The organism is Pseudomonas sp. ES4, from assembly GCF_050586665.1.
Lineage (GTDB): Bacteria > Pseudomonadota > Gammaproteobacteria > Pseudomonadales > Pseudomonadaceae > Aquipseudomonas > Aquipseudomonas frederiksbergensis.
In genome coordinates, this window is record NZ_JBOBDO010000003.1 from 1 (window position 1) to 11737 (window position 11737).

At 54.4% G+C, this 11737-nt stretch carries 11 protein-coding genes and 4 tRNA genes; all 15 read left to right on the forward strand.

The window, feature by feature from the left end; genetic code table 11:
• Positions 1-78 precede the first annotated feature (78 nt).
• Positions 79-1038: a bifunctional biotin--[acetyl-CoA-carboxylase] ligase/biotin operon repressor BirA gene (birA, locus tag ACQ4OB_RS04235; protein WP_074871342.1), complete on the forward strand. Its 960-nt coding sequence runs from the start codon at positions 79-81 to the stop codon at positions 1036-1038.
• Complete coding sequence (locus ACQ4OB_RS04240) at positions 1028-1777, forward strand: pantothenate kinase (protein WP_074871341.1); 750 nt, start codon at positions 1028-1030, stop codon at positions 1775-1777. The genes birA and ACQ4OB_RS04240 overlap by 11 nt, the downstream gene beginning before the upstream one ends.
• Positions 1778-1784: 7 nt before the next feature.
• A complete protein-coding gene (locus ACQ4OB_RS04245; RefSeq protein WP_074871339.1) occupies positions 1785-2225 on the forward strand; it encodes a hypothetical protein in 441 nt (146 codons plus the stop codon).
• A gap of 142 nt (positions 2226-2367) precedes the next feature.
• Positions 2368-2452, forward strand: a tRNA-Tyr gene (locus ACQ4OB_RS04250).
• Positions 2453-2476: 24 nt separating this feature from the next.
• A tRNA-Gly gene (locus ACQ4OB_RS04255) sits at positions 2477-2550 on the forward strand.
• A 26-nt stretch (positions 2551-2576) separates the two neighbouring features.
• Positions 2577-2652: transfer RNA gene (locus tag ACQ4OB_RS04260), tRNA-Thr, on the forward strand.
• Between the two features lie 84 nt (positions 2653-2736).
• Entirely contained in the window at positions 2737-3930 is a 1194-nt protein-coding gene (tuf, locus tag ACQ4OB_RS04265; RefSeq protein WP_007896619.1) for an elongation factor Tu, read from the forward strand.
• Positions 3931-3983: 53 nt separating this feature from the next.
• Positions 3984-4059, forward strand: a tRNA-Trp gene (locus ACQ4OB_RS04270).
• Between the two features lie 45 nt (positions 4060-4104).
• Entirely contained in the window at positions 4105-4473 is a 369-nt protein-coding gene (gene secE, locus ACQ4OB_RS04275) for a preprotein translocase subunit SecE (protein WP_008145488.1), read from the forward strand.
• Between the two features lie 9 nt (positions 4474-4482).
• Positions 4483-5016, forward strand: a complete 534-nt coding sequence (gene nusG / locus ACQ4OB_RS04280) for a transcription termination/antitermination protein NusG (RefSeq protein WP_007896622.1) — start codon at positions 4483-4485, stop codon at positions 5014-5016.
• A gap of 117 nt (positions 5017-5133) precedes the next feature.
• Positions 5134-5565 (forward strand): 50S ribosomal protein L11, encoded by a 432-nt coding sequence (rplK, locus tag ACQ4OB_RS04285; protein WP_003210097.1) that lies wholly within the window; start codon positions 5134-5136, stop codon positions 5563-5565.
• Positions 5565-6260, forward strand: a complete 696-nt coding sequence (rplA, locus tag ACQ4OB_RS04290; RefSeq protein ID WP_007896626.1) for a 50S ribosomal protein L1 — start codon at positions 5565-5567, stop codon at positions 6258-6260. Before rplK ends, rplA begins: the two co-directional genes overlap by 1 nt.
• Positions 6261-6458: 198 nt before the next feature.
• Positions 6459-6959 carry a 50S ribosomal protein L10 gene (rplJ, locus tag ACQ4OB_RS04295; protein WP_008145489.1) on the forward strand — a complete coding sequence of 167 codons (501 nt, stop codon included), beginning with the start codon at positions 6459-6461 and terminating at the stop codon, positions 6957-6959.
• A gap of 80 nt (positions 6960-7039) precedes the next feature.
• Positions 7040-7405 carry a 50S ribosomal protein L7/L12 gene (gene rplL, locus ACQ4OB_RS04300; protein WP_008145490.1) on the forward strand — a complete coding sequence of 122 codons (366 nt, stop codon included), beginning with the start codon at positions 7040-7042 and terminating at the stop codon, positions 7403-7405.
• 220 nt (positions 7406-7625) lie between these two features.
• A complete protein-coding gene (gene rpoB, locus ACQ4OB_RS04305; RefSeq protein WP_033059467.1) occupies positions 7626-11699 on the forward strand; it encodes a DNA-directed RNA polymerase subunit beta in 4074 nt (1357 codons plus the stop codon).
• The last annotated feature ends 38 nt before the right edge of the window (positions 11700-11737 follow it).

Genomic DNA, 11737 nt, shown 5'->3' on the forward strand with positions numbered 1-11737 from the left:
AAAACTGCTCAGTAGGGTTTCTATGCAATGGCGCGGAGCATGGCTATCATGCGGGCCTCATTGTGAGGCGAGACTTGCATGCTGACATTGTTAAAGCTTCTTAAAGATGGTCGATTCCATTCGGGTCAGGCCTTGGGTGCCGCCTTGGGTGTCAGTCGTAGTGCCGTTTGGAAGCAGCTTCAGCATCTAGAGGCTGAGCTGGGATTATCCATTCATAAAGTGCGGGGGCGCGGCTATCAACTGGCTGCGCCATTGACGCTGCTTGATCCTGTCGAGATAAAAGAGCAGGCGCCTTCTTGCGAGTGGCCCATCCTTGTTTTCGATTCAATTGACTCCACTAATGCCGAGGCTTTGCGCGCTATCGAGCGGGGCCAGACGGCGCCCTTTCTGGTGCTTGCTGAGCGGCAAACTGCTGGTCGTGGGCGGCGTGGACGTAAATGGGCAAGTCCATTTGCGGAAAATATCTATTACAGCCTCGTGCTGCGTATTGAAGGTGGAATGCGTCAGCTGGAAGGCTTGAGTCTAGTTGTTGGACTCGCCGTCATGCAGGCCTTGCGTGAGCTCGGTATTTCGGGCGCTGGCTTGAAGTGGCCCAACGATGTTTTGGTTGGTCAGAAGAAGATTGCCGGGATATTGCTCGAGCTGGTGGGAGATCCTGCTGATGTGTGCCACGTTGTGCTAGGTGTGGGAATTAATGTGAACATGCAAATTACCGATGAGGTAGATCAGCAGTGGACGTCGATGCGGCTAGAGTCGGGCAAGGTGTTTGATCGGAATCACCTGGTCGGGAAGTTGGGCGCGATGCTCCAGACATATCTGTCTCGTCATCAACTCGACGGATTTTCAGCTATCCAGGCAGAGTGGGAGCAAAATCATCTCTGGCAAGGACGAGCCGTGTCATTGATTGCAGGTGTTAACCATATAGATGGCGAAGTGCTGGGTATTGATGGTCAAGGTGCTCTGCGCTTGAGGGTGGGTGGTGTGGAAAAGGTCTTTAGTGGTGGTGAGCTCAGTCTGAGGTTGCGTGATGATTCTTGAGCTCGACTGCGGAAACAGTTTTATCAAATGGCGTGTGCTCGACGCGGATGTTCGGCGGGTGGTTGGCGAGGGTGTTGTTGATTCTGATCTCGCTTTGTTGGAGGGATTGAAAGCACTTGAGGGGCTCGCTCTCAAGTTTTGCCGGTTGGTTAGTGTGAGGACTACCGAAGAAACCAGTGCGCTGATTTCTCGGCTGACAGAGGCTTTTGGTGTGTCGGTGATGTGTGCTGCGCCATCCCGCGAAATGGCCGGCGTTCGTAATGGTTATGAGGAGTTCGATCGGTTAGGGCTCGACCGTTGGCTGGCGATGCTTGGGGGGTTCCAGTTGGCTTCCGGTGCGTGCCTTGTGCTTGATTTTGGCACGGCTGTTACTGCGGACTTCATCTCTAGGGATGGAGAGCACCTTGGAGGTTTTATATGCCCAGGAATGCCTCTGATGCGAAACCAGTTGCGTACCCACACGCGCAGAATTCGATATGACGATCTGGCAGCTGAGCGCGCTTTGGAAAGTCTCGTTCCTGGTCGGACAACTGTCGAAGCGGTCGAGCGGGGATGCTCGTTGATGCTGAGGGGCTTTGTCCTGACGCAGCTAGAGTTGGCGCGTAGCTATTGGGGGAGCGATTATTCTGTTTTTCTCACTGGAGGAGATGCAGGCCTGGTTTCCGGCATCGTGCCTCAGGCCCGGGTGGTTCCTGATCTTGTGTTTGTAGGTTTGGCTATGGCGTGTCCCTTGTCGTGAGGTTTTTATGCGTTGGTTGTTTCTTCTGCTGCTTGTTCTGAATGTGTTCTATTACGTCTGGCACCAACAAGAGGCTCCTTTGCGTGCGAAGGATGTAACCCCTTTGAGTTTATATCGGGGGTCGCAGCAGGATATTCGCTTGTTGAGCGAGACAACTGACGCGGCTCGGGATAAAGGAAAGTCTGCCCCGGCAGACGATGGCTGTCTCTATCTGGGCGGTTTTGCTCGTCAGGAAGCGGCGCAGGCGGTTGAGCGACGATTGAGTGGCATGGAAATCAAGTTTGAATCCTTGCTGAGGGCTCCAGCTGGGTCTGATGGTTATTGGGTACGTGTGGCACCAGAAAGCCGACGTTGGCTGGATGACTCGCAGTTGAAGAACCTTTCTAGAGAATTCAATGAGTTAAAACATAAAATAATGCCGTGTGAGGGGGTTGCACCCGCCGAATAGTTTGCATAGAATGGCGCCCGCTTCGCAGTGAAGACCTTTACTGGTTAACATCGCAAAGTGACGTCAATGCAGCTAACCTCAGGTTTTTAATGAGAAAATGCTTGACAGAAGGCTGGCATGATATAGAATGCCGGCTCGCTTAGGAGGGGTTCCCGAGCGGCCAAAGGGATCAGACTGTAAATCTGACGTCTACGACTTCGAAGGTTCGAATCCTTCCCCCTCCACCATTTTTAGCGAGAGCTGCAAGCTCCGCGGGTATAGTTTAGTGGTAGAACCTCAGCCTTCCAAGCTGATGATGCGGGTTCGATTCCCGCTACCCGCTCCAAGTTTGCAGATCCTGCGTAGCGTTACGCTCTTGTAGCTCAGTTGGTAGAGCACACCCTTGGTAAGGGTGAGGTCAGCGGTTCAAATCCGCTCAAGAGCTCCATATAACAAGGCAGATATGAAAATATCTGCCTTTGTTTTAATGGCTTGTTTGACCTGCTCAATTCTTCTCCTAGGGGTGATTTTGATGGCTAAGGAAAAGTTCGAACGTAATAAGCCTCACGTCAACGTTGGTACCATTGGTCACGTCGATCACGGTAAAACCACTCTGACTGCTGCTTTGACTCGCGTCTGCTCCGAAGTTTTCGGTTCGGCAAAGGTTGACTTCGACAAGATCGATAGCGCCCCTGAAGAAAAAGCTCGTGGTATTACCATCAACACCGCTCACGTTGAGTACGATTCGGCTGTGCGTCACTACGCGCACGTTGACTGTCCAGGTCACGCTGACTACGTAAAAAACATGATTACCGGTGCTGCTCAGATGGATGGTGCGATTCTGGTTTGCTCGGCCGCTGATGGCCCGATGCCTCAAACCCGTGAGCACATCCTTCTGTCCCGTCAGGTTGGCGTTCCGTACATCGTTGTCTTCCTGAACAAGGCTGACATGGTCGATGATGCCGAGCTGCTGGAGTTGGTCGAGATGGAAGTGCGCGATCTGCTGAGCACTTACGATTTTCCGGGTGATGATACTCCGATCATCATTGGTTCGGCGCTGATGGCGCTGAATGGTCAAGACGACAACGAGATGGGCACTACTGCCGTCAAGAAGTTGGTCGAGACTCTGGATAGCTATATTCCGCAGCCTGAGCGTGCTATTGATAAGCCGTTCCTGATGCCGATCGAGGATGTTTTCTCGATCTCCGGTCGCGGTACTGTTGTGACTGGTCGTGTTGAGCGTGGCATTGTTCGCATTCAGGAAGAAGTTGAGATTGTTGGTCTTCGTGACACTGTCAAAACTACTTGTACTGGTGTTGAGATGTTTCGCAAGCTGCTCGACGAAGGTCGTGCTGGCGAGAACTGCGGCGTGTTGCTGCGTGGTACCAAGCGTGATGATGTTGAGCGTGGCCAGGTTCTGGTCAAGCCGGGCACTGTCAAGCCGCATACCAAGTTCACTGCAGAGGTTTACGTTCTGAGCAAGGAAGAAGGCGGTCGTCATACGCCATTCTTCAAGGGTTACCGTCCACAGTTCTACTTCCGTACCACGGATGTAACTGGTAACTGCGAATTGCCAGAAGGCGTTGAAATGGTGATGCCGGGTGATAATGTTCAGATGACCGTTACCCTGATCAAAACCATCGCGATGGAAGATGGGCTTCGCTTCGCTATCCGTGAAGGCGGTCGTACCGTCGGTGCTGGTGTCGTAGCTAAAGTCATCGAGTAAGTTGTTGTAATGTCTTTTTCGGGCCGGCATAATGGTCGGCCTGATTTTGTTTTAGGTCAGTAGCTCAATTGGCAGAGCGACGGTCTCCAAAACCGTAGGTTGGGGGTTCGATTCCCTCCTGACCTGCCAGATTCACTTGGTGTGTCTGGCTTTCTTTTCACAGGATCTTCATAGATGACTCCTAAAGCTGAAGCTCAAGGCTCTCGCTTCGATCTGCTCAAGTGGCTAGTAGTAGTTGCTTTGGTGGTTGTTGGCGTTGTTGGCAATCAGTATTACTCTGCTTCGCCGATCCTGTACCGCGTACTAGCTTTGCTCGCCATTGCTGCTGTAGCTGCCTTTGTAGGCTTGCAGACAGTCAAGGGCAAGTCTTTCTTTGTACTGGTTAAGGAAGCTCGCACCGAGATTCGTAAAGTCGTATGGCCAACTCGCCAAGAAACCACGCAGACCACGTTGATCGTTGTGGCTGTTGTTCTGGTTATGGCGTTGCTGTTGTGGGGGCTAGATTCCCTGCTCGGCTGGCTTGTTTCCTTGATTGTCGGCTAAGGGTGTCCCGTGGCTAAGCGTTGGTACGTTGTGCATGCTTACTCCGGTTACGAGAAGCATGTCATGCGCTCGTTGGTAGAGCGCGTAAAGCTGGCTGGCATGGAAGATGGCTTCGGCGAAATTCTGGTTCCCACTGAAGAAGTGGTTGAAATGCGTAATGGCCAGAAACGCAAAAGCGAGCGCAAATTCTTTCCGGGTTATGTGCTGGTTCAGATGGACATGAATGAGGGTACTTGGCACTTGGTCAAGGATACTCCTCGGGTGATGGGTTTTATCGGCGGTACAGCTGATAAGCCTGCGCCTATCACAGATAAAGAGGCAGAAGCGATTCTGCGTCGCGTCGCTGATGGTAGTGACAAGCCGAAGCCGAAGACATTGTTCGAGCCAGGCGAGTCGGTACGTGTCAATGATGGTCCGTTTGCCGACTTTACTGGCACGGTCGAAGAAGTTAACTACGAGAAGAGCCGGATCCAAGTGGCAGTGCTCATTTTCGGTCGCTCTACTCCGGTAGAGCTAGAGTTCAGCCAGGTCGAAAAGGTCTAGCTGAGCAAGCATCCCAACCCCGCAGCCCTAGGCTGTGGGGTTTTGTCGTCACTGGGATAAACGCGCAAGTAACCGGGGAGCCTTTCGAGGCGTTCGAACCCGTAATTGGAGTGCCTCATGGCCAAGAAGATTACCGCTTACATCAAGCTGCAAGTGAAGGCCGCTCAGGCTAACCCAAGCCCACCTGTTGGTCCTGCTCTGGGTCAGCACGGCGTGAATATCATGGAATTCTGCAAGGCTTTCAACGCCCGTACTCAGGGTATTGAGCCAGGTCTGCCGACTCCAGTGATCATCACTGTCTACAGCGACCGTAGCTTCACTTTCGAAACCAAATCCACACCTGCTTCGGTTCTGCTGAAGAAAGCTGCTGGTCTGACTAGCGGTTCCGCTCGTCCGAACACCGTTAAGGTTGGCACCGTTACCCGTGCTCAGCTGGAAGAAATCGCGAAAACCAAAAACGCGGATCTGACTGCAGCTGATATGGACGCGGCCGTGCGTACTATCGCCGGTTCTGCTCGTAGCATGGGCCTTAACGTGGAGGGTGTGTAATGGCTAAGTTGACCAAGCGTCAAAAGGCTATCGCCGGCAAAATCGAAGCAGGCAAGTCCTACAACTTTGTAGACGCTGCCGCTCTGCTGGCTGAGCTGTCGACCGTCAAGTTCAGCGAGTCGTTTGACGTTGCTGTAAACCTGGGTGTTGACCCGCGTAAATCCGACCAGGTCGTTCGTAGCGCTACTGTGCTGCCACACGGCACTGGCAAGACCGTTCGCGTTGCTGTGTTCACCCAGGGTCCAGCTGCTGAGGCCGCTTTGGCTGCCGGCGCTGACCGTGTAGGTATGGACGATCTGGCTGCCGAAATGAAAGGCGGCGACCTGAACTATGACGTAGTTATCGCATCCCCGGATGCAATGCGCGTTGTTGGTCAGTTGGGTCAGATCCTGGGCCCACGTGGCCTGATGCCTAACCCTAAAGTCGGCACCGTAACGCCAGACGTAGCTACCGCGGTTAAAAACGCCAAGGCTGGTCAGGTTCGTTATCGCACCGACAAAAACGGCATCATCCACACCTCCGTTGGCAAAGTCGGTTTCGACGCCGTCAAGCTGAAGGAAAACGTTGAAGCCCTGATCGCTGATCTGAAGCGTATCAAGCCAGCTTCCTCGAAAGGTATTTACGTCAAGCGCGTTACCCTGAGCACCACCATGGGTCCAGGCCTGGTCATCGACCAAGGTTCGCTCGACGCGTAAGACACAGGTTGGCGCAAGCGATTGCGCCAATTGAAAGATTGGGGTCCCTGCCTGGCGGGGGCTATCCAAGACCGTAGGCGACGCAAGTCTTAAACCTCAAGCCTACGCAGATGGTGCTCCCGGTTCCTTACCGAATCAGACACCAAAACGACATCTGGCCTCGGTTGGATGAAACGGTAACAAGCAGGAGTTTTTCCCGTGGCAATTAAACTTGAAGACAAGAAGGCCATCGTCGCTGAAGTCAACAAGGCTGCCCAAGTTGCTCTGTCCGCTGTCGTGGCTGATGCCCGCGGCGTAACAGTAGGCGCTATGACCGGACTCCGTAAAGAGGCTCGTGAAGCTGGTGTTTACGTACGTGTTGTACGTAACACTCTGCTCAAGCGCGCCGTTGCTGGCACTCAATATGACGTGCTCAACGACGTGTTCACCGGCCCGACCTTGATTGCATTCTCCAAAGATCATCCGGGCGCTGCTGCTCGTATCTTCAAAGAGTTCGCAAAAGGTCAGGATAAGTTCGAGATCAAGGCAGCTGCGTTCGAGGGCAAGTTCCTCGCAGCTAATCAGATCGACGTACTGGCAAGCCTGCCGACCCGTGACGAAGCAATTTCTCAGCTGATGAGCGTGATTCAAGGCGCAACCAGCAAATTGGCTCGTACTCTGGCGGCTCTTCGCGACCAGAAAGAAGCTGCCGCAGCCTAAGGCTGAGCGACTCCTTTCAGCGTTTATTGTTTATTTCGATGGCCGCGTAGGCTGTCACCCCAATACAGGAATTTATAGTCATGTCTCTGACTAACGACCAAATCATCGAAGCAATCGGCGAAAAATCCGTTCTGGAAATCGTTGAGCTGATCAAGGCCATGGAAGAGAAGTTCGGCGTTTCCGCTGCCGCTGCTTCCGCTGGTCCAGCTGCTGTCGCTGCCGTTGTTGAAGAACAAACTGAATTCAACGTCATGCTGCTGGAAGCTGGCGAGAAGAAAGTTAACGTGATCAAGGCAGTACGTGAACTGACCGGTCTGGGCCTGAAAGAAGCCAAGGCTGTAGTTGACGGCGCTCCTGGCGTTGTTCTGGAAGCTGTTTCGAAAGACGCAGCTGACAAAGCAAAAGCCACTCTGGAAGAAGCAGGCGCTAAAGTCGAGCTGAAGTAAGCATCGACTTTGCGTCTCCAGCCCGAGCGTTAAGCGAAAGGCTGATGGCTGGTGGCTCTTGCCACCGGCCTTTTTCCGTTATTGGCAGCCGACTGGGTCGGTGCTGATAACGAGCTGTAACCACCCGATGCGGTGGCGCAAACCATGGGGTTTGCACGATTTTCTGGCTGCTCCCGTCGGGAGGGGCCAAACAAGCAGGTGACCAAGCTGGGGAACGCTGATGGCTTACTCATATACTGAGAAAAAACGTATCCGCAAGGACTTTAGCAAGTTGCCGGACGTCATGGATGTGCCGTACCTCCTGGCCATCCAGCTGGATTCGTATCGTGAATTCTTGCAAGCGGGAGCGACTAAAGATCAGTTCCGCGACGTGGGCCTGCATGCGGCCTTCAAATCCGTTTTCCCGATCATCAGCTACTCCGGCAATGCTGCGCTGGAGTACGTCGGTTATCGCCTGGGCGAACCGGCATTTGATGTCAAAGAATGCGTATTGCGCGGTGTAACTTACGCCGTACCTTTGCGGGTAAAAGTGCGCCTGATCATTTTCGACAAAGAATCGTCGAACAAAGCGATCAAGGACATCAAAGAGCAAGAAGTCTACATGGGTGAAATCCCCCTGATGACTGAGAACGGTACCTTTGTAATCAACGGTACCGAGCGTGTAATCGTTTCCCAGCTGCACCGTTCCCCGGGCGTGTTCTTCGACCACGACCGTGGCAAGACGCACAGCTCTGGCAAACTGTTGTACTCGGCGCGTATCATTCCTTACCGCGGTTCGTGGCTGGACTTCGAGTTCGACCCGAAAGACTGCGTATTCGTGCGTATCGACCGTCGTCGCAAGCTGCCTGCATCGGTACTGCTGCGCGCGCTCGGCTATACCACTGAAGAAGTGCTCGACGCGTTCTACACCACCAACGTTTTCCACCTGAGCGGCGAAACCCTCAGTCTGGAACTGATTGCTTCGCGTCTGCGTGGTGAAATCGCTGTACTTGATATTCAGGACGAGAAGGGCAAGGTCATCGTTGAGGCTGGTCGCCGTATTACTGCGCGCCACATCAACCAGATCGAAAAAGCCGGTCTCAAGACCCTGGAAGTGCCTCTGGACTACGTCCTGGGTCGCACTACCGCCAAGGCCATCGTGCATCCGGCAACCGGCGAAATCCTGGCAGAGTGCAACACCGAGCTGAACACCGAGATCCTGGCTAAAATCGCCAAGTCCCAGGTTGTTCGCATCGAAACTCTGTACACCAACGATATCGACTGCGGTCCGTTCGTCTCCGACACTCTGAAGATCGACTCCACCAGCAACCAATTGGAAGCGCTGGTCGAGATCTATCGCATGATGCGTCCAGGCGAGCCGCCAACCAAAGACGCTGCCGAAACTCTGTTCAACAACCTGTTCTTCAGTCCTGAGCGCTATGACCTGTCTGCGGTCGGCCGGATGAAGTTCAACCGTCGTATCGGTCGTACCGAGATCGAAGGTTCGGGCGTGTTGTGCAAAGAAGACATCGTTGCGGTGCTGAAGACTCTGGTCGACATCCGTAACGGTAAAGGCATCGTCGATGACATCGACCACCTGGGTAACCGTCGTGTTCGCTGCGTAGGCGAAATGGCCGAGAACCAGTTCCGCGTTGGCCTGGTACGTGTTGAGCGTGCGGTCAAAGAGCGTCTGTCGATGGCTGAAAGCGAAGGCCTGATGCCGCAAGACCTGATCAACGCCAAGCCAGTGGCTGCGGCGGTGAAAGAGTTCTTCGGTTCCAGCCAGCTTTCCCAGTTCATGGACCAGAACAACCCGCTGTCCGAGATCACCCACAAGCGTCGTGTTTCTGCACTCGGCCCTGGCGGTTTGACTCGTGAGCGTGCTGGCTTTGAAGTGCGTGACGTACACCCGACTCACTACGGTCGTGTATGCCCGATTGAAACGCCGGAAGGTCCGAACATCGGTCTGATCAACTCCCTGGCCGCTTATGCGCGCACCAACCAGTACGGCTTCCTCGAAAGCCCGTACCGTGTGGTGAAAGACGCTCTGGTCACCGACGAGATCGTGTTCCTGTCCGCCATCGAAGAAGCTGATCACGTGATCGCTCAGGCTTCGGCGACGATGAACGACAAGAAAATGCTGATCGACGAGCTGGTAGCTGTTCGTCACTTGAACGAGTTCACCGTTAAGGCGCCGGAAGACGTCACCTTGATGGACGTTTCGCCGAAGCAGGTAGTTTCGGTTGCAGCGTCGCTGATCCCGTTCCTCGAGCACGATGACGCCAACCGTGCGTTGATGGGTTCGAACATGCAGCGTCAAGCTGTACCAACCCTGCGCGCTGACAAGCCGCTGGTCGGTACTGGCATGGAGCGTAACGTAGCTCGTGACTCCGGCGTTTGCGTCGTGGCTCGTCGTGGTGGCGTTATCGATTCCGTCGACGCCAGCCGTATCGTGGTTCGTGTTGCTGATGATGAAGTTGAAACCGGTGAAGCTGGTGTCGACATCTACAACCTGACCAAATACACCCGCTCCAACCAGAACACCTGCATCAACCAGCGTCCGCTGGTGCGTAAAGGTGATCGGGTTCAGCGTAGCGACATCATGGCTGACGGCCCGTCCACCGACATGGGTGAGCTGGCGCTGGGTCAGAACATGCGCATCGCGTTCATGGCCTGGAACGGTTACAACTTCGAAGACTCCATCTGCCTGTCGGAACGAGTTGTTCAAGAAGACCGCTTTACCACGATCCACATTCAGGAACTGACCTGTGTGGCACGTGACACCAAGCTTGGGCCAGAGGAAATCACTGCGGACATCCCGAACGTGGGTGAAGCTGCACTGAACAAGCTGGACGAAGCCGGTATCGTTTACGTAGGTGCTGAAGTTGGCGCAGGCGACATCCTGGTAGGCAAGGTCACTCCGAAAGGCGAGACCCAACTGACTCCGGAAGAAAAACTGCTGCGTGCCATCTTCGGTGAAAAAGCTAGCGACGTTAAAGACACCTCCCTGCGCGTGCCTACCGGCACCAAGGGTACTGTCATCGACGTACAGGTCTTCACCCGCGACGGCGTTGAGCGTGATGCTCGTGCACTGTCGATCGAGAAGACTCAACTCGACGAGATCCGCAAGGATCTGAACGAAGAGTTCCGTATCGTTGAAGGCGCCACTTTCGAACGTCTGCGTTCCGCTCTGGTCGGCCACAAAGCCGAAGGCGGCGCTGGTCTGAAGAAAGGTCAGGACATTACCGACGAAATTCTCGACGGTCTTGAGCATGGTCAGTGGTTCAAACTGCGCATGGCTGAAGATGCTCTGAACGAGCAGCTCGAGAAGGCTCAGGCCTACATCGTTGATCGCCGCCGTCTGCTGGACGACAAGTTCGAAGACAAGAAGCGCAAACTGCAGCAGGGCGATGACCTGGCTCCAGGCGTGCTGAAAATCGTCAAGGTTTACCTGGCAATCCGTCGCCGCATCCAGCCGGGCGACAAGATGGCCGGTCGTCACGGTAACAAAGGTGTGGTCTCCGTGATCATGCCGGTTGAAGACATGCCGCACGATGCCAATGGCACCCCGGTCGACGTCGTCCTCAACCCGTTGGGCGTACCTTCGCGTATGAACGTTGGTCAGATCCTTGAAACCCACCTGGGCCTCGCGGCCAAAGGTCTGGGCGAGAAGATCAACCGGATGATCGAAGAGCAGCGCAAAGTCGCTGAGCTTCGTAAATTCCTCGACGAGATCTACAACCAGATCGGCGGTCGTAACGAAGATCTGGATAGCTTCTCCGACCAGGAAATCCTGGATCTGGCGAAGAACCTGCGTGGCGGCGTACCGATGGCCACTCCAGTGTTCGACGGCGCCAAGGAAAGCGAAATCAAGGCCATGCTAAAACTGGCAGACCTGCCAGAAAGCGGCCAGATGCAGCTGACCGACGGCCGTACCGGCAACAAGTTCGAGCGCCCGGTTACTGTTGGCTACATGTACATGCTGAAGCTGAACCACTTGGTAGACGACAAGATGCACGCTCGTTCTACCGGTTCGTACAGCCTGGTTACCCAGCAGCCGCTGGGTGGTAAGGCGCAGTTCGGTGGTCAGCGTTTCGGGGAGATGGAGGTCTGGGCACTGGAAGCATACGGTGCTGCTTACACTCTGCAAGAAATGCTCACAGTGAAGTCGGACGATGTGAACGGCCGTACCAAGATGTACAAAAACATCGTGGATGGCGATCACCGTATGGAGCCGGGCATGCCCGAGTCTTTCAACGTGTTGATCAAGGAAATTCGTTCCCTCGGCATCGATATCGATCTGGAAACCGAATAACACGTGACGCGAATCGAGAGCGGGGCAGGATTGCCCGC

Coding starts and splice junctions, on each gene's coding strand:
- birA (WP_074871342.1), top strand. CDS start 79: ATGCTGACATTGTTAAAGCTTCTTAAAGATGGTCGATTCCATTCGGGT.
- ACQ4OB_RS04240 (WP_074871341.1), top strand. CDS start 1,028: ATGATTCTTGAGCTCGACTGCGGAAACAGTTTTATCAAATGGCGTGTG.
- ACQ4OB_RS04245 (WP_074871339.1), top strand. CDS start 1,785: ATGCGTTGGTTGTTTCTTCTGCTGCTTGTTCTGAATGTGTTCTATTAC.
- tuf (WP_007896619.1), top strand. CDS start 2,737: ATGGCTAAGGAAAAGTTCGAACGTAATAAGCCTCACGTCAACGTTGGT.
- secE (WP_008145488.1), top strand. CDS start 4,105: ATGACTCCTAAAGCTGAAGCTCAAGGCTCTCGCTTCGATCTGCTCAAG.
- rplK (WP_003210097.1), top strand. CDS start 5,134: ATGGCCAAGAAGATTACCGCTTACATCAAGCTGCAAGTGAAGGCCGCT.
- rplA (WP_007896626.1), top strand. CDS start 5,565: ATGGCTAAGTTGACCAAGCGTCAAAAGGCTATCGCCGGCAAAATCGAA.
- rplL (WP_008145490.1), top strand. CDS start 7,040: ATGTCTCTGACTAACGACCAAATCATCGAAGCAATCGGCGAAAAATCC.
- rpoB (WP_033059467.1), top strand. CDS start 7,626: ATGGCTTACTCATATACTGAGAAAAAACGTATCCGCAAGGACTTTAGC.